Annotated in this window: 22 protein-coding genes; 4 read left to right on the top strand and 18 right to left on the bottom strand. The window is 59.7% G+C overall.

Annotation, left to right across the window (positions count from 1 at the left end):
* Positions 1-29: 29 nt before the first annotated feature.
* The 6 genes from H8695_RS04885 to H8695_RS04910 all read right to left on the bottom strand — a co-directional run bounded on the left by H8695_RS04885 (position 30) and on the right by H8695_RS04910 (position 5284).
* Positions 30-1997, bottom strand: a complete 1968-nt coding sequence (locus tag H8695_RS04885) for a carbohydrate-binding domain-containing protein (RefSeq protein ID WP_249299781.1) — start codon at positions 1995-1997, stop codon at positions 30-32.
* A gap of 11 nt (positions 1998-2008) precedes the next feature.
* Positions 2009-2680 (bottom strand): DUF4956 domain-containing protein, encoded by a 672-nt coding sequence (locus H8695_RS04890; protein WP_249299782.1) that lies wholly within the window; start codon positions 2678-2680, stop codon positions 2009-2011.
* Positions 2662-3384, bottom strand: coding sequence for a polyphosphate polymerase domain-containing protein (locus H8695_RS04895; protein ID WP_249299783.1), 723 nt, complete (start codon positions 3382-3384; stop codon positions 2662-2664). Before H8695_RS04895 ends, H8695_RS04890 begins: the two co-directional genes overlap by 19 nt.
* Before the next feature lie 126 nt (positions 3385-3510).
* Positions 3511-4071, bottom strand: a complete 561-nt coding sequence (locus H8695_RS04900) for a flavodoxin family protein (protein ID WP_249299784.1) — start codon at positions 4069-4071, stop codon at positions 3511-3513.
* A complete protein-coding gene (locus tag H8695_RS04905; protein ID WP_249299785.1) occupies positions 4068-4661 on the bottom strand; it encodes a hypothetical protein in 594 nt (197 codons plus the stop codon). The genes H8695_RS04900 and H8695_RS04905 overlap by 4 nt, the downstream gene beginning before the upstream one ends.
* A 23-nt stretch (positions 4662-4684) precedes the next feature.
* The gene (locus tag H8695_RS04910) at positions 4685-5284 is read right to left on the bottom strand and encodes a zinc ribbon domain-containing protein (protein ID WP_249299786.1); all 600 of its coding nucleotides are present in this window, start codon (positions 5282-5284) and stop codon (positions 4685-4687) included.
* A gap of 187 nt (positions 5285-5471) precedes the next feature.
* Between H8695_RS04910 and H8695_RS04915 the strand changes: the two genes are divergently transcribed.
* Both H8695_RS04915 and H8695_RS04920 read left to right on the top strand, forming a co-directional pair.
* Entirely contained in the window at positions 5472-6251 is a 780-nt protein-coding gene (locus H8695_RS04915) for an alpha/beta hydrolase family protein (RefSeq protein WP_249299787.1), read from the top strand.
* A 21-nt stretch (positions 6252-6272) separates the two neighbouring features.
* On the top strand, positions 6273-7265 hold the full coding sequence (locus H8695_RS04920; protein ID WP_249299788.1) for a sugar-transfer associated ATP-grasp domain-containing protein: 993 nt from the start codon (positions 6273-6275) through the stop codon (positions 7263-7265).
* Positions 7266-7306: 41 nt separating this feature from the next.
* Here H8695_RS04920 and H8695_RS04925 read toward each other — a convergent pair whose 3' ends face one another.
* From H8695_RS04925 to H8695_RS04935, 3 genes are all read right to left on the bottom strand, one after another.
* Positions 7307-7945: a bactofilin family protein gene (locus tag H8695_RS04925; RefSeq protein WP_249299789.1), complete on the bottom strand. Its 639-nt coding sequence runs from the start codon at positions 7943-7945 to the stop codon at positions 7307-7309.
* Between the two features lie 189 nt (positions 7946-8134).
* Entirely contained in the window at positions 8135-8977 is an 843-nt protein-coding gene (locus H8695_RS04930; protein ID WP_249299790.1) for a DegV family protein, read from the bottom strand.
* Between the two features lie 20 nt (positions 8978-8997).
* The gene (locus H8695_RS04935) at positions 8998-9459 is read right to left on the bottom strand and encodes a MarR family winged helix-turn-helix transcriptional regulator (protein ID WP_249299791.1); all 462 of its coding nucleotides are present in this window, start codon (positions 9457-9459) and stop codon (positions 8998-9000) included.
* A 152-nt stretch (positions 9460-9611) separates the two neighbouring features.
* Between H8695_RS04935 and H8695_RS04940 the strand changes: the two genes are divergently transcribed.
* Together H8695_RS04940 and H8695_RS04945 are read left to right on the top strand one after the other, a co-directional pair.
* Complete coding sequence (locus H8695_RS04940; RefSeq protein ID WP_249299792.1) at positions 9612-11147, top strand: NAD(P)H-hydrate dehydratase; 1536 nt, start codon at positions 9612-9614, stop codon at positions 11145-11147.
* A 377-nt stretch (positions 11148-11524) separates the two neighbouring features.
* Positions 11525-11698, top strand: coding sequence for an Arc family DNA-binding protein (locus H8695_RS04945; protein WP_249299793.1), 174 nt, complete (start codon positions 11525-11527; stop codon positions 11696-11698).
* A gap of 114 nt (positions 11699-11812) precedes the next feature.
* Here H8695_RS04945 and eda read toward each other — a convergent pair whose 3' ends face one another.
* The 9 genes from eda to H8695_RS04990 all read right to left on the bottom strand — a co-directional run bounded on the left by eda (position 11813) and on the right by H8695_RS04990 (position 20209).
* Positions 11813-12697, bottom strand: a complete 885-nt coding sequence (gene eda / locus H8695_RS04950; protein ID WP_249299794.1) for a bifunctional 4-hydroxy-2-oxoglutarate aldolase/2-dehydro-3-deoxy-phosphogluconate aldolase — start codon at positions 12695-12697, stop codon at positions 11813-11815.
* Positions 12682-14130 (bottom strand): gluconokinase, encoded by a 1449-nt coding sequence (locus tag H8695_RS04955; protein WP_249299795.1) that lies wholly within the window; start codon positions 14128-14130, stop codon positions 12682-12684. Before H8695_RS04955 ends, eda begins: the two co-directional genes overlap by 16 nt.
* A gap of 9 nt (positions 14131-14139) precedes the next feature.
* Positions 14140-15081, bottom strand: coding sequence for a phosphoglycerate dehydrogenase (locus tag H8695_RS04960; RefSeq protein ID WP_249299796.1), 942 nt, complete (start codon positions 15079-15081; stop codon positions 14140-14142).
* A gap of 129 nt (positions 15082-15210) precedes the next feature.
* Complete coding sequence (locus tag H8695_RS04965; RefSeq protein ID WP_249299797.1) at positions 15211-16038, bottom strand: alpha/beta hydrolase; 828 nt, start codon at positions 16036-16038, stop codon at positions 15211-15213.
* Between the two features lie 11 nt (positions 16039-16049).
* The gene (locus tag H8695_RS04970) at positions 16050-16880 is read right to left on the bottom strand and encodes an alpha/beta hydrolase (RefSeq protein ID WP_249299798.1); all 831 of its coding nucleotides are present in this window, start codon (positions 16878-16880) and stop codon (positions 16050-16052) included.
* A gap of 11 nt (positions 16881-16891) precedes the next feature.
* The gene (locus tag H8695_RS04975; RefSeq protein ID WP_249299799.1) at positions 16892-17722 is read right to left on the bottom strand and encodes an alpha/beta hydrolase; all 831 of its coding nucleotides are present in this window, start codon (positions 17720-17722) and stop codon (positions 16892-16894) included.
* Entirely contained in the window at positions 17679-18449 is a 771-nt protein-coding gene (locus H8695_RS04980; protein WP_249299800.1) for an ABC transporter ATP-binding protein, read from the bottom strand. Before H8695_RS04980 ends, H8695_RS04975 begins: the two co-directional genes overlap by 44 nt.
* 1 nt (position 18450) lies before the next feature.
* A complete protein-coding gene (locus H8695_RS04985; protein WP_249299801.1) occupies positions 18451-19197 on the bottom strand; it encodes an ABC transporter ATP-binding protein in 747 nt (248 codons plus the stop codon).
* Positions 19181-20209 (bottom strand): branched-chain amino acid ABC transporter permease, encoded by a 1029-nt coding sequence (locus H8695_RS04990; RefSeq protein ID WP_249299802.1) that lies wholly within the window; start codon positions 20207-20209, stop codon positions 19181-19183. The genes H8695_RS04985 and H8695_RS04990 overlap by 17 nt, the downstream gene beginning before the upstream one ends.
* Positions 20210-20213: the final 4 nt, after the last annotated feature.

Raw genomic sequence — 20213 nt, forward strand, 5'->3', positions numbered from 1 at the left:
GCCGCTTTTCTATTGACTGTAGTGAACTGTCACGGCTGCGCCTGCGGCGGATCCTCTGTGTCTCCGGGCATACGGCCCGGCCTCTGTCCACCTGCTGCATCCCCTCTGGCGGGACGCTCGCCGCCCGGCTGTGTCGAACCGTCAGGCGGATTTTCTCCGCCGGGCGTTGTCTGCCCATCGGGCGGCTGCCGGTCACCGCCAGCCCCCGGCCCTCTGCCGAAGCCCCCGGCTGCGCTGCCGATGGTCACAGATGCAGCGGTGAGCTCCGCTTCACCGACAAGTTTTGCCTGCGCCACATCGCCGCCATCGCACAGACCGCCTGTCACAACAGCTCCCGCGCTTCCCCCGGCGTAGGCGCGGCAGGTTTCACCGGAGGACAGAGCCGGCAGGCTTACCACTGCCGACTGCCAACTCTTGACCGGCACATAGCACAGCAGTACGTTTCCCTCGTCGTCGGTCAGCTGTACAGGTGTGCCGGCGCTCTGCTGTTCCTCGGCAATTATGAGCACTGCGGGCTGCGTGGAGCCACTTGAAACACTCTGAGCCATCTGCGCGCTGCCCACCGCGACCAGCGTTCCACCGGATATTTCAAACACACCGTCGTAGTCAATCGCCCCGTCGCCACCCTCTGTCGGACCATCTACCAGAACTGTTCCCCCTGTAATGTAGATGGACCCATTGGCATCGAGGCCGTCGCCCTGGGCGTTGACAGTCACAGTCCCACCGGAGACAGTGAGCCGGTCCGCAGAAGAACCCGACTGGAAGCGATCGCTTCTTCTTCCGCTGGCAGGCGTTGCATCGTTGCCTCCGGCGACATTGATTCCGTCGTCTGACGCCACAATGGCAATGCTGCCGCCGGAGATGGAAATCTGCGCACTCTCCATTCCCTCATAACTCTGCGTGACGGCAATGTCTCCGCCGGAGACCGTAAGAACGCTGTCTGCGTGTATGCCGTCGTCGCCGGTACTCAGAGAGAGTGTTCCCCCCTCCACTGCGATGGAGGAGTTGCTGTGCAGCGCATCATCATAGGAGTCAATGACGAAGCTCCCGCCGCGGATGGTGAGCGTGTCGGTCGCCTTGATGCCCTTGGCGCTCGCCTCGTCATCTCCGGCCGAATTGCCGCTGCCGCCGCCCGCTGTGATGGTAAAGTCTCCGCCAGTGATCAGAATGGATCGCTCTGCCTGAATTCCATCGCCACCGCATGTGAGTGTGAAACTGCCGTCGTCGATTACAATGGAACCCTTTGACGCATCGGTATCGTTGGTTGATTTGATTGCGTCGTCCACCGCCTCGAGATGGAGTTCGCCACCCCGTACGGCCACAAGATCGCGGCCCATGACCGCGTCATCCGCCGCCGTCACCGTTACGTTCCCTGACACAACTCTCAGATCGTCCCGACTCACAATGCCGTTGTTGTAATTGCCCTCCACATGGAGGCTTCCCAATCCGTTGATGGTCAAATCGTCCTTTGCGAAGAGCGCTGCATTCGGCTCGTCGTCTCCCTCGGTCTCATAGACGTACTGAGTGCCGTCCGAGAGGCGGTTTTCACTCCCCTCGGCGAGGATGATGACGGTTTTGGCCGCCTTTTTGCTGTAGAGAGCGGCGCTCGTCTCACAGTGGATGGCCACGCCGTCGAGTACCAGGCGCACAAGCGCCGTGTCGGGCGCGTCAATCACCACCGAACCGTCACTCAGCGTGCCGCGCAGCACATAGGTGCCCCCTGCCGAGATGAGCACACCGCCCTCCTGCGCCGCTGCGCCGGGGCCGCTGACGGTGCTATCACCGTCTGCAAGTGTGATGACCGTACATGTCTCTTCGGTCCATTTGTCATTCAAATCGTCGCTGTCATAGCTCGCCTCCGGCACAACACCCGTCTGTACCGGTGTATCCTGCGTCTCTGCGTTCGTCGTCTCCCCGTCTGCCGGCGCGCCCGAGCAGGCCGTCAGCATCAGGCAGAGCGCGATAGCAAGAGCCAGCAGTCTCTTTGTCTGTTTCATATTCTCTCCCATCATAGCTCCTCTCCCGAGGGGCGGATTTTCGCGCAGCAGACGGTCAAATTTCCGTTTCTGCAGCGGATCTCATCCATCATCTGTTTTACGCTTGCACCATGGCGCAGGCGAATGTGGTAGGTCAGCTCAAACATGCTGCCGAGATTGGTGGTCTTCACCCGTTCCAGCTCTGCCCGGGTCATATACTGCTCAAAAATATCGTCAAAGACGCCCTCATAGTCGAGCTGCTCGGGAATGGTCACGCGCAGCTCTCTCTCGTCGCTGTGCGGCTGCGCAAAGCTCACAGCGTTCAGCAGCACGAGCACAGCTCCCACTGCGGCGGTCATCACGGCGGCAAAGCCCAGGTACCCCATACCGGTCGCGAGACCCACGGCCATGGCAAAAAAGACGCAGGCGATTTCCCGGGCGCCGCCGGGCGCGGAACGAAAGCGCACCAGGCTGAACGTACCGAGGACAGCGACCGATGTGCCGAGATTGCCGCTTGCCATCATGATGACGCACTGCACCAGAGCAGGCAATACCACCAGTGTAACTGCCAGCCCCCTCGAGCCCCCTGCCCTGCCGTAGAGATAGATCAGTGCCACCACCAGTCCGAGCAGAATGGATGCGCCTGTGCAGAGCAGAGCGCTGACCACAGTCAGCCCGCCCGTAGTCAGGACACTTGCAAACATGTTTGTTTCCCCCGTTTCATTGTTTCTCTCGCCGCAAAGGCGTTGCCGTACTTGGAAAATGAGACGGGCCTTACCTGCATTTCACACAGAAGGCGCGTCAGCCAGAGCGGCAGCGCATCCGGTGTCTTAATTTCAAGCAGCCGCCAGTGTGGTCCAAACAGCGGCTCTCCCTCAGATCCCAATGCGAGGTCGAGCCTCTCCCACCGTGCACGAAGACCCTGGTCCACCGTCAGTCGAAGGCCCGGCTGGTCCGTCCCGTCAAAGGCGCTGCGCTCATAGCTGAGAATACACTTTGCAACAGGGTGGTACAGCGAGAGAAAGTAGCCGATTTCCCGCTCAATCTGCCCGTCAGCGATATCCTGTCGGCCCGCGAGTATCTCGCGCGCCCGCCCGAGCTCCAGTTCCGTTCGGCGCTTGTAGACAACGCCGCTGATCTTGCGCTTCATTTCCAGAAAGACCCGGTCCGATTCATCCGGTGCACCGTAGCTGCGAAGACGCAGCTTTTCCTTGAAAACCGGCCGTTCCATTGATCGACGCACCAGCAGGTCATCGGGTGTGTCACAGTAACAGTTTAAAACCGTGTACCGGCCGTATGCATTCGGTTGAATGTGCGGACTGCACGCCTCCAGAAAGCGCGCACACTGCTCGGCACTCAGAAGATATTTCTTCTCCATGCGTCGAAAGACATACACGGGCTGTGTCATGGCAAACACCTCTTTTCTTTTGCTTCTTCTCCATCATACCCGGCTGTTGCGTATGTTTCGGGGAAACGAGGTGTAGTTTTTGTGAAAAAAAGAGAGCGGAAAATCCGCTCTCTTTTCTCTCTTCTATTATTTTGAATAGGACCACTCCGGCATGCGCCGGGCTGCCTCACGGATGGCCGGCAGCATATATTCGCGGCTGCGCTTCATCACCGGCAGATAGTCGAAAGGCTCCATTTTGTTCTGCTTTGCAAACTCCTCAAACAGGTGCAGGCACGAGAGTGTCCCGTGGCCGCTGCCGCCCGCCGCCGCAACAAAGAGGAACTTTTTGTCTGACAGGCCGCTGCCGCCCGGACGCAGCGCCTGACAGCGGCGCAGCTTATTGAGAAAATCCGCCGCAATTTCAGTTGGCTGCCACCAGTAAACCGCCGTGACAAAAACTGTGCCGTCCGCTGCGAGCACCTTGTCCTGCAGCTCGTTGAAAGGGTCGTCCGCGACGCAGCGGCTCTCCTTTCGACACTTACCCCAGCCGCTGCCGCAGCCGTAGCAGGTCGAGAACCTGTAGTCGTAGAGATTGACAATCTCAACCTCGCAGCCCGCCTCGCGCAGTCCCTCGGCCGCCGCGGCGCCGCAGGAGGCCGTCAGGCCCTCCCGATTGGGGCTTGCCGTGATCACAAGATACTTGTTCATAACGATCCCTCCGTTTTTTCAATTGGAAAATATTCCAGCCCGTCAAGCTGTTTTTGAGTCTGCCAGAACAGCGCCATCAGCAGCGCCGATGCCGCGACACCACATAGAGCCGTTGGAATGGTGAGAACGCTCGCGAGTGTCGGCAGCAAAACGCCCATTATGAGAAGCACTCCCGAGGCCGCCGTCACGACGGTGTAGACTGCGCTGCGTGTCTCGGCCTTTGTTTTGAGCTCCGCCATACCCACGTTCTGCGCAAGCTGTGAGATCCCAAGGCAGATGTTGCGCGCAATCACAATACAAAAACCGGTCTGAAACAGCGCCAGCAAAATCGCAAGCACCGCGTCCATGCTCATACTGAGAATGTCCGCCACCGACAGCAGCGCCATCACAATGGCGTACTTCTGCGCCACGGCAAAGGCCAGCGTGTACTTCTTGAGCGTAGTCAGGCCGTTCGTGATGAGCAGAAAGCCAATGATGTCGGGCAGAAGATCGAAACCGCCTACACGCACGTCGAACAAAATGAACAGATATCCCCAGAAGACAAAGAGCAACCCCCGCATCTCGAGGCGAGGTGTCGTGTGTTCCGCCATAAACCAATCCCCTTTCCGCAAAGTCAGGATATTCTCTGAAACATCGAGCCGTCTAAGTAGAGGGTGTCGCCCTCGAGAAAAAACGTCATATCCTCGGGCTCCTCATCGTAGGCAGCCGGCGGAATGATCCGTATGCGATCCTCCGAGAGGATTTTGTAGCCCCCTTTGATAGACCGCATGCCGCTGGAAACGACCAGCGCACCATCTTTTTTAAATTCCATATACCCGTTTCCGTAGACCGGCTCCCATTTTCCAACAATGGGGTGGCCTTTCCCAAAGGGTTTCCAGATAAAGAGCATCAAAATCAGAAGCACGGCCGCGGCCAGAATACCGACAACTCTGTAGCTGAGCTTCTTTCCCTCTGTGGACGGCTGCTGCTCTGGTGCCGTCGCAGAGACTGTCGGATCCGTGTAGGCGGGCGCATAGGTCACCGCAGCCTCTGCTTCCCTGCTGCGTGCGCGCACCGGCGTCTCGCCCCCATAATTTGGAGCATACTCCCGCACATCGCTCTGTACGATACGGCTGTCATTTCCCCCCTGTGCGGCGCCGCAGTTTGGACAGAACTTTGCATCTCTGTCAACCTGTGTTCCGCACTCGGTGCAAAACTTGATTCCCTCTCCCATAGAACTCCCTCCTTTTTACCATTCTACTTGCTTTCACCCGTTTTTTCAATCACACGATCAAAAAACAATCACGGCGGGATCCATCAGAGGGAGAGCTCCCTGCGTTTCAGGCTGCATTTTACAAAAAATGAATACACTTTGTGGCAAATGTGGTATCATAAAGAAAAATGACACCAGGAGGGACACCATGGAACACTATGCGGAACTCGCGCGCGACGGCCTCGTGCTTCGCGGCATGCTCCATTTGCCGGATGAGGACGACGGAGCAAAGACCCCTTTTGTCGTTCTGTTTCACGGCTTTCGCGGCGAACGCAATGAGAAGTACTTCATGCACACCGAGCTCTCCCGCCGCCTGAGCCGCGCGGGTATCGGCAGTGTGCGCTTCGACTTTGCGGGCAGCGGCGAGAGCGACGGCCGCTTTGAGGATATGACATTCGGCGGCGAGCTTGCCGACGCCGCGGTCATCTTAAACTATGTGCGCTCCATGCCCTTTGTCGACCAGAGCCGCGTGGCGCTGCACGGTATGAGCATGGGCGGTGCAGTTGCGGCCGTTACCGCCTCGCGCGAAGAGGGGATTCGCGCGCTGAGCCTCTGGGCCCCGGCGCTGACCATCGACGAGAAAACCCGCGGCGGGCAAGTCGGCGGTGTCGACGTCACCGACATTGATCAACTTGGCAGCGTCAACGCTGCAGGGCTGCGCGTCGGCGCCGGTTTCTGCCGCGATATGCGCGAACGCGACATTCTTTCTGAGGCGGTACGCTACGGCGGTCCCATCCAGATTGTCCACGGCGACAGCGATCAATCCGTGCCGCTGAGTGTATCACAGCGCTACTGCGAACTGCTCGGCGGCCGGGCGGAGCTCTGCGTACTGCCGGGCGTGGGCCACGGCTTTGAGGATGCCGACCTGCGCGAGACGCTCTATAAACAGACCGTGGATTTCCTCTGCCGGGAGCTGCTCGGCCGATAACAGAGATTGGATGTGTGAGTCTTGTCAAACAAAATCAAGGTGCTGCTCTCCCGCGTGGGCGACACCAACTTCAAAGCCGCCTTTTCCAACATCCGGGCCGACGCCAGGGCCTCTCACCGGCTCACGCCGGTCGTGGCCTGCGACACCTTTTTGAGCATGCTCAAATACGGCTGTGCGTTCTCCGACTACCATCTGTTTCACTTCTACGAAAAGAACGCCTCACAGCGGGCGGCCTTTTTGACGCTGACCGAGAACAACCGTCTCATTCAGGCGCTCAACAACGTGGCCTATCGCCCTGTCTTTGAGGCGAAGACGCGCTTTGCCAGAGAATTTGCGCCCTATTTGCACCGCGACTGCCTGCTGCTCGCCGGCAGCGGCGACAATGAAGTTCTCGCGTTTTTACAGCGCCATGGCGTCGTCTTTGCCAAGCGGGACTTTGCCTTTGGAGGCAAGGGAGTAAAGCGCCTGAGCGTCGGCGACTTTTCCGGGGAAGAGGCTCTGGTTCGGTATCTGCGCGAGGAAAAATACGACCTCATCGAGGAGCTCATCGACCAGCACCCGGCGCTTTCGGCATTCTGCCCGACTTCGGTTAATACCGTGCGCATTGCGACCATCCTCGACGGGGATGAAATCGCCGTTCCCTATGCCATTTTCCGCTGCGGTCGAGACGGTGATGTGGACAACGTCAGCTCCGGCGGCTTCTCGGCCAACATCGACCCCGTAAGCGGCGTGATCATAAGTTCCGCCATGTCCCGCGGGGAGGAGCGCTGCGAGACCCACCCGGTCACGGGCGCAGTGTTTCGCGGGTTTCAGATGCCAATGTGGGACAGAGTGCTCGAACTCGTTCGCGAGGCGGCCAAAATCTGTCCCGAAGTGCGCTATGTGGGGTGGGATGTCGCCTACAACCACGACGGGCCGCTGCTCGTCGAAGGAAACTACCACCCGGGACACATGGCCTTTCAGCTCTGTGATCTGACCGGCCGAAAGCATCTCTTTGAAAAATATCTGAAATAGAGAGACCGCTCCGAAATGGAGCGGTCTCTTTCTCTCTTCTCTTATTTCTTTGCCAGATCCTCAAAATCGGTCTCGCCGTTTTCAATGCGCACATCTCCGCGCAGCTTTGCCCCCTCGCTGACCGAGATGAGCTTTGCCGAGAGATTGCCCAGAAGCACTGCCTCCGGCCCGATGGCTGCACGGTTTTGCACCGCCAGGTTCCCTTTGACGCGCCCCTCCAAAAAAAGGTTTTCCGCCGCAACATCGCCATAGAGGGTCGATGCGCTGTCGAGCTTCACGGCGCCAGACGCGCTGAGATTTCCCTCGTGGCTCGCGCCCGTCAGATCAATGTTGCGCCCGCGGGTATCGCCGATGACCTCGCCGCTCACGCGCACATTCCCCTGCGCCTCCAGATTGCCGTGCAGACTTCCCGCCACTTCGACGTCGCCATCCGAACGGATCTCGCCGACGACGGTCGTTCCCCGCGCAATTTTTGTGATCTCGGGCGGCTGCAGCGGAATCACATCGCCCGCCGATTCGGGCTCGGTGCTGTAAGGCACCTGCGCGTCGGCCTCGGCAGCCGCGGCGCCCTGCTCCTGCGGCTCATGACCGGTGGTTTCAAATTGGATTTCTTTCTCCGGCTCGCCGTTTCGGCGAAACGCGCTCTTAACCGAAGATAAGAAGTTTGTCTGTTCGCTCATGTGACTATCCCCTTCCGGTGTCGGCCCACGGGCCGGCGATTTTGCCAGAAATCGCTCAGATTGGTTCTATTATCCTATTTTTTGGGCCAAAGCGCAAGTATTTCACCAAAAAAGGGCGAGAATAGCGGCTATTTTTCGCGAAAACAGGCGAAAAGTGGGGAATGAAGACTGTCGGCTCCTACCGGGAACTCACTCCCCGCGGAAGTAGGCGATGCCCACGCAGCCAGGCCCCGCGTGTGTGCCGACAACACTGCCGATCTCCACTGCAAAAGAAGACGGCAGCTCGCAGACCTGCTCGATGCGGTCGCGCAGCTCGTGCATCAGCTCGGGGTTGCACGAATGGGCAAAGCTGATGCCAAGCGCCGGATCCATCTTTTCCCCGGCGACTTTCTCGGCAATCCACGCGAGAGCAGCAGCCTTGCCGCGCGCCTTTGCCACAGCCTCGATTTTACCGTCGAGAGCCGTGACAATCGGTTTGATGCCGAGCAGCCCTCCGATGGCGGCAGCGCCTCCCGAAAGGCGGCCGCCCATTTTGAGGTATTTGAGAGTGTCCACCATCGCGTAGAGCGACAGCCGGCCGCGCAGCTCTTCGAGCCGGACGGCAATCTGTTTTGCGCTCTGCCCCTCGTCGCGAAGATGAGCAGCCTGCTCGAGTAGAAGCGCAAGTCCCAGCGTCACACTGCCCGAGTCCACCAGATGGATGTGCTGTGCCCCGACAAGCTCGCGCGCTATGACGGCCGACTGAAAGGTTCCCGAGAGCTCGCCCGAGAGGAAGACGCCGAGCACTTCGTCGCCGCGCTCGACCACCTGGCGAAAGAGCGCCTCAAAGGCATCGGGGTTAATCTGGGAAGTAGTGGGGAGCTCTCTGCTCTCGGAGAGAAGCTGATAAAACTGCGCCTTTGTCAGTTCTACTCCGTCGATGTACTCTCGCTCGCCGAAACGCACCCGAAGCGGCACGACGGTAACGCCGAGAGCCGCCGCCTGCTCGGGTGAGAGGTCACAGGTGCTGTCAGTGATAATCTGGATTGCCATATGTGGTCGTCCTCCGATAATCAGTGTTTTCTCTGGGCTTCAAAATAGTTCTCGATGGCCGAGAGGGCGCGAACCAGCGTCTCCACCTCGTCGCCGCTGAGCCGGTGAATCACCGCCGAAACCATGTCGTGGTGGAACACCGCATGGGCCGCATTTGCCTCTCTCGCGCGCTCGGTCGGGTACAGGCGCACCACGCGCCGGTCGCGCTCGTCGGGCGCGCGGCGCACATAACCCTTTTTGACCAGGCTGTTGACTGCTACGGTCAATGTGCCGTTGGTGATGCCCTGCTCGCGCGCTATGGCGGTGGTGCGGTTGTCCGCCCCCTGCTCGCCCGCCTCGCAGATGGATTCGATGATGTGCATCTCCCGCATGGACAGATCGCCAAACTCGCCCTTTGACAGGCTCTGCTCCTCGATACGCAGAATGTCATGGAAGACCCGAACCAGAAAGGAATTGAGCTTTGCGTGGCTGTCTCCGAGCATGCCGTCGCCCCCTTTCATCAGATAGTTTGAAGTTCAAAGTAAAAATATTTTAACATTTTTGTTTTTTTCTGTCAATACTATTTTGATTCTCAAAGTATTTTTCCCTGTTCAACCGGCCCCAATTTTGGTAAACTGACTGTGGAGGTGATCCCATGACCCGAATTCTGACCGGCGCGCAGATGCGCGCCGTTGACGCCCGCGCCATTGACAGCGGCATTCCTGGAGAGCTGCTGATGGAACATGCGGGCCGTGCGGTCTTTGAAGAGACGCTTCGCCACCGCCCCATCAGCGGGGCGCGGCGCTATTACATTCTCTGTGGCGGCGGCAACAACGGCGGCGACGGCTATGTCGTCGCAAGGCTTCTGCACGAGGCGGGCGCAGCCGCTCTCGCTGTGACAACGGGCGGCAGACAGCCCTCCGGTGACGCCGCGCTCATGGCGCAGCGCCTCGCCGAGAGCGGCTGCTCCACCCTCAGCTGGCGGGAATTTGGCGCTGAGCTGCCCACTCCCGGCGCGCAGGATGTGATTGTCGACGCCATGCTCGGCACCGGCAGCGCGGGCGCGCCGCGCGGCGCCGCAGCGGATGCCATCCGCTGGGCGAACGCCTCGCCCGCCTGCCGCATTGCGGTCGATCTGCCGAGCGGCGCCGTGTGCGACACGGGCGCGGTCAGCGAGCCGACGTTTCGCGCCGAGCTCACCGTGACCTTTGCCTGTGAGAAGCCCCTGCACCGGCTCTATCCGGCCCGGTCGGCCTGCGGCCGGGTCGTGGTGCGTGACATCGGCATTCCCGCCGCGCTTCTCGAGGGGGAGCATTCCATGCTCCTCCCCTATGACCGCGCAGCCTTTCTGCGGGCCCTGCCCCGTCTCGGTCCACTCGAGCACAAGGGCTCGCGCGGCAAGCTGCTCATTGTCGCGGGAAGTGAGCGCATGGCGGGCGCCGCGCTCATGGCGGCGGGTTCCGCTCTTCGCAGCGGCTGCGGCTATGTGACGCTGGCCGCACCCGAACCGGTACTCGCGGCGGCGCGGGTCCGACTGCCCGAAGCGGTTGCGCTGCCGCTGCCCTGTGACGCTCAGGGCTTTCTCGATGAGAGAGCCGTCCCGCTTCTGCGCGAGGCCGCCGGTCGAAACAGCGCGGTGCTCTTCGGCCCAGGCCTTGGCCGTACGCCGGGCGTGCGCGCCGCGCTGGAGGCCGTCCTCGCCCTGCAGAAGCCTCTTATGCTCGATGCAGACGGGCTCAATGCTCTCGGCGGCGCGCCCCTGCGGCGCACAGCGCCGACCGTACTGACGCCTCACATCGTCGAATTCTCACGGCTCACCGGTCTCACCGTCGGTGAGATCGAGGCCGACCCGGTGTCCGCCGCTGTCCGCTATGCGGCGGACAACAGCGCAGTTCTGGTTCTCAAGGGGCCTGGCACCATCGTGGCGGCTCCCGACGGTTCGGTCAGCGTCAACGACTCGGGCAACCCCGGACTCGCCACAGCCGGCAGCGGCGACGTGCTCTCGGGCGTCACCGGCGCCTTTCTCGCGGCCGGTCTCGACGCCGCCGAGGCGGCGCGCGCTGCGGTCTTCTGCCACGGCGCTGCCGGAGACCTCGCGGCGGCGCGCCTGTCCCAGTACGGCATGACCGCAACTGACATCATCGAAAGCCTGCCTGAGCTGCTGCGCCCTTTCGACTGGCGGCGGCCCTGAGCAGAATAAAGAGAGCCCGCACGGCTGTGCGGGCTCTCTTACTCCTCATCCAGTTCATTGCAAAACCAATTTTTACTCCCCTGATAAAGCATTCCAGCTCCATTACACCGGCTTCTTCCTCCATCCTCTCCAGAAGTTCCAAAAGCAGTTGTCGCTCTTACCCATGTAACATTGACAGGAGCTTATCCTCTCTGTTCAAGCGCTCCGGATTTTGATGAAATTCTCTTTCAAAAGGGTATACCCTGCCATAGAACAGCTCTTCCAGAAACCTTTCCACTAGCGCACCTTCCAGCGCAAATATTGCGTCATTTATGCGTCATTTTTACATCTATAATACGCGCTAAAATTAAGTCAATATGCAGCAGAGGTGGCGCGCAGTGAAAGACAATTTACCACGATATACGCTACGGATCAATCCAGTCCTGCTCGATAAAATTGCCTACATTGCTGAGTCGGAAGGCCGTTCCAAGAACAGGGAAATTGAGCAGTTGATCAAAAAGAGAATCCTTGAATTCGAGCGGGAAAATGGAAAAATAGAATTAAAAAAATAGGGCGGGAAGCATCCCGCCCTATTTGCTTTTTACAGTGAGCGAAGCGAAGCTTCATAAACACAGCTCCAGCCCAGAGAATTTATCACAGCCGCCCCGCTTTGTCCATAGCTATTTTTACGCCTGAAAAATTGCCACCTCAAAACCCTGAATCGGGTTGTCAAGAAGCAGCTCTCTGTCCCCCGTGCGAAACGCGACGCCCTTTCTCTTCAAAAAGGCGCCCGCCCGACCAAGAGAGAGAGTTGCAACCTCAAGGCGACCGGGAACATCCGCCTGCCGGCTGTCGAACTCCAGCGGCAGCCCGAGCGTTTCACGGAACACCTGTGATGCGCCGTCCGCCGCACCGGCGTACAGAAGCACGCGGCTCAGCCTGAAGTCCAGCGCCCGGCGTACGGCCTGCGCCGACAGCCGTGTGATTTCCGCAAAATTTCCGGCGGCGATGAGCTCTTTTTTTACCATCCAGCTCCCCCCGCAGGCGATGACGTTTTTCAGCGCCAGATACTCCGTGAGGTTGTTCTCGCCGATGCCTCCGGTCGGCATGACCATGAGTTCCGGATAGACCGCCGAGATCGCCCGGAGCTTTCCGACACCACCGCTCTGCTCGGCGGGGAAAAACTTCACCGTCGTCAGTCCGTAGCTCATTGCCTGTTCCATCTCGCTCGGGCCCGATGTGCCCGGGACAATAAGTGCCCCCTGTTCGAGCGCGAACTCCACCACCCGCGGGTTGAATCCGGGGCTCACGAGGAACCGGGCGCCCGCGTCGAGCGCGCGCTGCGCCTGCTCGCAGTTGAGCACCGTCCCCGCGCCGAGCGCCATTTCGGGTACCTCTTTCGCGATGTTGGCAATTGCCTGCTCGGCGGCGGCAGTGCGAAAGGTAATCTCAGCCACGGTGATTCCCCCGGCGAGAAGCGCCCGCGCCACCGGCACGGCCGCAGCCGCGTCATCGAGGGCGATTACCGGAACGATGCCGCAGTCGCGAATTTTCTCTATTTCACTGCACATACTGTGAACTCCTCTCCCATCTTTGCATATTCCGCAAGGTATCTGTCGTACTGCTGGCGGTAGTAGTCGAACATTTTCTCGTTCGGCTCCACGGTTCTTGAAAGTTCAAAATCGGCTTTGAAACCGTTGATGTCCTCAAGGCACCCCACCGTATGCAGCGCGAGTGCCACTGCGCCCGCGCAGGAGGCATCGGGGTTCGATACCACCCGAAGTTCCCGCCCGAGAATGTCGGCGAGCATCTGTGTCCACTGGGCGGAATTGGTGATACCCCCTGAGACAATGATGTTTTCGGGCTCTCCGTTCTCGCCGAGTACCGCGTCATAGCACTGGCGCAGGTTGAATAGCACACCCATCTCAATGGCCCGGTAGAGACTGCCGAGCGTGTGCTCAGGACGCAAGTCATAGAAGCCGGCGCGCGCGCCGTTTTGCCAGCCGGGACAGCGCTCGCCAAAGAGAAAGGGCAAAAACACCGGCGTCTCACGCACCCCATCCGCCATGGCGTCGAGCTCCGCGAGAGTGTGTGTGCCTCCCAGGCAGGTGTTGGAAAACCAGTTGAGACAGTTGCAGGCGCCTGAGATGGCTGCACCAGAGACCCAGCTGTTGACGCCGTAGTAGCACCAGAGCTGATTCCGGCTTCCGAAAGTCGGCCGGTCTGCCACGGTGCGAAGCGCGGCGCTGGTGCCGACCGAGAGGGTCATCTGCCCGGCAAAGTTCGCATAGTTTCCGATCTGGTTGAGTGCGCCGTCCGGATGGGCGGGAACCACAGGGATACCGGGCTTCAGACCGAGCATGCCGGCCGCCTGTTCGCTCAGGGCACTCACGTCCCGATAGTTCACAAGCCGGCCGAACTGCTCACGGCGCAGTCCCAGATAGCCAAGGGTATCCTCGTCGTAGTCCAGCGTGTGGATGTTGACGACGCCGGTTCCACACTGCGTGCTCACCGTCTCGCAGAACTGTCCAGTCATTCGGTAGAAGTGATAGGCCCCCTGTGTGACAAAGAGCTTGTCGCTCAAATCAAGGCCCTGCTCCTTGAGATATTGAAGTGTGTGCCGCGGGTAGCAGTAGTGGGGCATGCACCCTGTGCGGCGGTAGAGCTCTTGGGAAAATGCTTCGTCGCAGCGGATGTCGGCGCAGATCTGCGCTGCTCCCGCAAACTCCCAGGTGTAAGTCGGAGTCACGGGATTGAGCGCGGCGTCGCACACCGCGATACTGTGCCAGATGCCGCCGAGGGCAATTGCTGCGATCTCCCGGCCTGCCGCCAGCTTGCGGCCGATCTTCATCGTTGCGCGAAAGGCGCCCTCGGTGTCCATAGAACCGATGGCGCAGTCCGCCGCGTCATACTTCATCTGTTCGACCCCAACAATTCCCCTCTCGGAGTCGTACAGCATTCCCTTTGCTGAGCTTGTGCTCGATTCAAGCGCCAAAACCAGCATACTATCACCTCAACTGTGTACTAGATTGCGAACATTCAGGTCTCTGAGCAGGTTCTGCGCGGCGAAGAGGCTCATCTGTGCGGCGGCACTCGGAGAGGCTGCCGCGCAGTGCGCGCTCATCACAAGATTTTCCAGTTCATAGAGCGCCGGGTTCGCCGGCGGCTCTTCGCAAAAGACGTCAACACCGGCGGCAAAAATTCGGCCGCTTTGCAGCGCCGCGACAAGAGCCGCCTCATCCACAAGGCCGCCGCGGGCCGTGTTGACCAACACTGCCGTGGGCTTCATGCTCTCAAACGCCGCTGCGTCAACCATGTGCTCGGTCTCGGGCGTGAGCGGCAGATGCAGCGTGATAAAATCCGCCTCGGCGTAGATGCGCTCGGGCGGCGCGTATGTAATGCCCTGTTTTTGGGCGTACTCTTCGTCCCAATAGAGGTCGTAGGCGAGCACCCGCATGTCAAACCCCCTGGCGCGGGCCGCCACGCCTCTGCCGATGGCGCCAAGGCCCAAAATGCCGATGGTCTTTTGAAAGACGTCGACACCCTGCACCCGCTCCCACCGATGCCGCCGGCAGCGCGCGTCAGCCATCGGAACGCCCCGCGCCGCTGCGAGCAGCAGTGAAAAGGTATAGTCGGCGACCGAGTTGCTGTTCGCACCGCGCGTGACCGAGACACGAATCGCGCGCGCCTCGGCGTAGTCAAGGTCGATATTGTCCACCCCGACGCCGTATTTTGCAATGGCCTTGAGCTTTGGGGCCGCCTCGATGACCTCACGGTCCAGCGGGTCCACCCCGATGATCACACCGTCGCAGTCGCGAATGGCTTGACACATCTGTTCCTTTGTCATGATGGCGCCGAACGGATTTCGCACCACCTCGCAGCCCGCCTCGTGCAGAAGCGCAAGCGGCCTGTCGTCGCCCCTGGCAAAGGAGCGGGGCGTCACTAAAATTTTCATATCATTGCTCCAGTCTCCCACTCCCGCGCCGGGCGTCCTCTTGAGGGCGGCGCCCGGCGGCGTGTGGAGAAAAAAGTAGCGCTGTGCGCGGCGGGCGGGGCTGTTATCCCGCCGCGCACAGCGCCCGGGTCAGCGGTGTTGAAGCGGCAGCCACTCGAGGATACGCTGAATCTCGTCGTCCCAGAAGTCCCAGTTGTGGACGCCGGGCTGCTCGTGGTAGATGTAGTGAAATCCGATGCGGTCAAGATGCTCTTTGAGCTCGACGTTGCCCGGGTAGACGAAGTCCTCCGTGCCGCAGCACATGTAGTACTTTGGATAGTCGACTCCCTTTTCGACCAACTGCGCAGAGAGCCAGAGCGGGTCGTCAAGAGTGCCCTCGGTTCTCTCGTCGGGCGCAAAGGCAAGCGCACTCGGGCCACCTTCGCGGGCCATGGTCAGCCCGTGGCCAAAGCCGCCCGAAAGACTTGCGACATAGCCGTACATCTCAGGCTTGCTCATGCCGAGCTTGAATGCTCCCGCGCCGCCCATTGAAAGACCGACGACAAAGGTGTCCTCCCGCCGGGTTGAGACCGGGAACATCCACCGGATCATCTCGGGGAGCTCTTTGGTGAAGTAGTCGTAGTACTGCGGGCCGCCGCGCGGCATATTGCGATAGCAGCTGTTCTCGGCGTCCGCCATGACCACACAGAGGTTGTAATTCTGCGCATAGCTCTCGATGCGCGAAAAGCGCATCCAGTCGCCGTCGTCGCCGTAGCCGCCGTGTAGCAGGTAGAGCACCGGGCAGCGCAGTTCCTCCGAATAGTAGTCGAGCCCGTGACCGCTCATCTTCGAGCGCTCAAACTGGGACGACATCGCCCCATCCATGATCTCGCCCGCGAGAGGCGTCGGCAGAATGACCTGGATGTCAGTCTTCTTTCGCAGGGTCTTTGAGAAAGTCTTGAGCTGCAAAAACGCCATGATTTTCCTCCTCAGCGGTGCTGCAGGGGCAGCCACTCGAGAATGCGCTGAATCTCGTCGTCCCAGAAGTCCCAGTTGTGAACGCCCGGCTGCTCGTGGTAGTCGTAGCGGAAACCGATGCGGTCGAGATGCTCTTTAAACTGCGTATTCGAAGGATAGACGAAGTCCTCCGTGCCGCAGCACATGTAAAACTTCGGGTAGTCGATCTTCTTCTCGACGAGCTGCGACGCAAGCCAGCAGCTGTCGTCGATGGTGCCCTCGGTTTTTTCGCCCGGCTCAAACGCCATGGACCAGACGCTGTCATCACTTGTCGCCTTCTCCATCGACTTGCCGAAGCCGCCCGAGAGGCTTGCGACGTAGCCGTACATCTCAGGCTTGCTCATGCCGAGCTTAAACGCCCCCGCGCCGCCCATCGAAAGGCCTGCGATGAAAGTGTCCTCCCGCCGGGTCGAAACCGGGAACATCCACTTGATCATCTCGGGCAGTTCCTCTGTGAAATAGTCGTAGTACTGCGGGCCGCCGCGCGGCATGTTGCGGTAGCAGCTGTTCTCAGCATCCGGCATGACTACGCAGAGATTGTAATTCTGCGCGTAGCTCTCGATGCGCGAGAAGCGCATCCAGTCTCCGTCGTCACCGTAGGTTCCGTGCAGCAGATAGAGCACCGGACACTTGAGTTCGGGCGAATAGTAATCGAGCCCGTGGCCGCTCATCTTCGAGCGCTCAAACTGTGACGACATCGCCCCGTCCATGATCTCGCCCGCGAGAGGCGTCGGCAGAATGACCTGTATGTCGGTCTTTGTGCGAAGTGTCTTAGAAAATGTCTTGAGCTGTATGAATGCCATATTATCCTCCTTTAGCGGTGCTGCAAGGGCAACCACTCGAGCACACGCAGAATCTCCCCGTCCCAGAAATCCCAGTTGTGAACGCCCGGCTGCTCGTGGTAGTCATAGCGGAATCCGATGCGGTCGAGGTGCTCCTTGAGCTCTGTATTCTTCGGGTAGATGTAATCCTCCGTGCCGCAGGACATGTAAAATTTCGGGTAGTCGATCTTCTTTTCGACGAGCTGCGACGCGAGCCAGCAGTTGTCGTCGATGGTGCCCTCGGTCTGCTCATCCGGCGCAAAGGCCGGCGCCCAGACACAGTCGCCGTTGTCGACGTTCTCCTGCGCCTGCAGAAAGCCGCCCGAGAGACTTGCGACACAGCCGTACATCTCAGGCTTGCTCATGCCGAGCTTAAAGGCCCCCATACCGCCCATCGAGAGACCGGCGATAAAGGTGTCCTCCCGCCGGTCGGAGACGGGAAACATCCACTTGATCATCGTCGGCAGCTCGTCGGTGAAGTAGTCGTAGTACCGCGGGCCGCCGCGCGGCATGTTGCGGTAGCTGCTGTTTTCGGCGTCCGCCATGACCACGCAGAGGTTGTAATTCTGCGCGTAACTCTCGATGCGCGAGAAGCGCATCCAGTCCCCATCGTCGCCGTAGGTTCCGTGCAGCAGATAGAGCACCGGGCACTTGAGCCCGTCGGCGTAGTAGTCGAGACCGTTTCCGCTGTATTTGTTTCGCTCAAAGTTGGTCGCAAGAACCCCGCCCTTGGCTTCGCCTGCGAGGGGTGTGGGCAGGATGATTTGAATGTCGGTCTTTTTACGTAGCGCTTTGGAGAACGTCTTGATCTGCAGAAACGCCATGCCGCTCCTCCTTTTTAAAGCTGCCGAGATAGGCGCTGATCAGGCGGGGATCGTTGCTCAGCGCCTGCGACTCCCCGTGGAATTTGATCTGCCCCTGCTCTAAGATGTAGGCGTAGTCGGACACCTTGAGCGCGAGGCGCGCGTTCTGCTCAATGAGCAGAACCGAGATGCCGAGCTTGTTGATCTCCACGATCTTCTTGAAGAGCTCCTCCACAATCAGCGGCGCCAAGCCCATTGAGGGCTCGTCGAGCATCAGCAGCTTCGGCCGGCCCATCAGGCCCCGGCCGATGGCGAGCATCTGCTGCTCGCCGCCTGAGAGACTCCACGCCATCTGGTCGCGGCGCTCGCGCAGCTTCGGAAAGAGGGTGAAGACCTCCTCAATTTCTTTGTCGTACTTCTTGTTGCTGATAAAGCCGTGCCAGCTGATGGTTCCCACCTCAAGATTCTGGTAGACTGTCAGCCCCGGGAATGTGAGGCGCCCCTCCGGCACATGGATGATGCCTGCCTTGTTGACCTTGCCGGGGCCGGCTTTTGTGATGTCCTGGTCGTTCCAGAGGATTTCGCCGCTGTGGCGCACCATCCCGCTGATGGACTTGAGCAGCGTGGTCTTGCCCGCGCCGTTTGCGCCGATGATGCAGCACATCTTGCCGTCCGGCACCTCGAGGTCGACGCCCTTGAGCGCCTCTATTGCGCCGTAATAGGCGTGCAGATTCCTGATTTTAAGCATATCAATTCCTCCCCAGATAGGCCTCGATGACCGCGTCGTTTGAGGAGATCTCCTCCGGTGTTCCCGTGGCGATGATGCTCCCGAAATTGAGCACGACGATCCGGTGACACACGTTCATGATCATATCCATCTGGTGCTCGATGAGCACGATGCCGACGCCCTTTCGCGCCGCGTACTTGAGCAGCTCTACTGACTTTTCAAGTTCCTTTGCATTGAGACCGGCCGCCGGCTCGTCGACGAGCAGCACTTTCGGGTGGGACAGCAGAGCCCGCACGATTTCAAGGCGCTTCTGCTGGCCGTAGGGCAGCGAGTCCATGTCGCTGTCCCAATCGACGGAAAAGCCCGCGATTTCGAGCAGCTCGCCGATCTCCCTGTCGAAGTCGGAGCTCTGTCTGCCGAAGAATGAGCGCACAAAGCCCTTCTGGTCCGCAAGGTCCTTTCCGAGCTTCATGTTGTCGGCAACGGTGGAGCGCTTGAGAAAGCGCGGGGTCTGGAAAGTTCGCCCGAGTCCCTTGCGCGAGCGCTCAAAGCCGCGCAGCGCCGTGACGTCTTCACCCGCGAGAAAGACGCTTCCCTTATCGGCTCTGTACAGACCGCTGATGAGGTTGAGCGTCGTGGTCTTACCCGCGCCGTTCGGGCCGATGAGGCCTAAAATCTCACCGGCGTTCACCTCAAAGGAGATGTCCTGCGCCGCTTTCAGGCCGCCGAATGCGATGGAGAGATCCTCTACTTTAAGACAGCATGGCATGTTCGTCGGCCTCCTTTCGCTCTGTTTGTTCCGGCTGGGCGTGGCGTTTTTTCAGCCGGTGCCGGATTCGTGCTGAAATTGCCTTGATCAGACCCGCAAGCCCCATTGGCATGAAGATCATCAGGATAATGATCATGATGCCGTAGATCAGATTCAGGTACTGGTCGAAAGACCGCGCAATTTCAGGCAGGAAGTTGACCATCACCGTGCCGCAGAGTGCGCCGACGGGGCTCATGACGCCGCCGAGCATCAGCATGATGATGAATTTTGTCTGGGTTCCAAAGGTGAACAGCGAGGCGCTGATGGTCCCATTGTGCACCGCGTAGAGCGCGCCGCCAAGACCGGCGAGCAGCCCCGCAAAGGTAAAAGCGATGACCTTTGTGCGGTAGACGTTGACGCCCATCGCGACCGCCGCCGTCGTATCGTCGCGCACCGCCATCAGGCTGCGGCCGAAAGAGGTGTTTTTGATGCGGTAGAGAATTGCGATCAAAACCACTGCCAACACACCCAGCAGAGGAACCCAGGCTTTGAATGTACCGAAGCGGTAGCCGAAGAGAGTGAGCTTCTCAATGCCGCTCGTGCCGTTTGGTCCGCCGGTGAAAGCGGTAAAATTCTGAAACACAGAGGTTCCGATGTAGATGACGCCCATTGTGCCAAACATGAAGTACGGACCGCTGAGTTTGAGCAGAAGCAGACCGAGAATCAGCGCGATGAGCATAGTCGCCACCGCCCCCGCGAGCATAGCGGGAATGATCGGCACACCGACTTTCGTGTTGAGAAAGGCACAGAAAAACGCACCCGTCCCCAGAAAGGTCACTGAGCACATGCTGAGCATGCCGCCCAGCCCCAGCAACAGATACTGGCCGCTGACACAGAAAAAGAAAATCAGTGCGGTGTTGATGATGTTGACCTGTGAGTTTTTGAGCGCGGCGTTGCAAAAGGCAGTCAGCGCCGCGACCAGTGCCAGGCCGAGAGCAACTTTTGACAGACTCAGCGCAGTTTTTTTCCTCATGGTT

It is taken from the genome of Feifania hominis (assembly GCF_014384765.1).
Classification (GTDB): domain Bacteria; phylum Bacillota; class Clostridia; order Oscillospirales; family Feifaniaceae; genus Feifania; species Feifania hominis.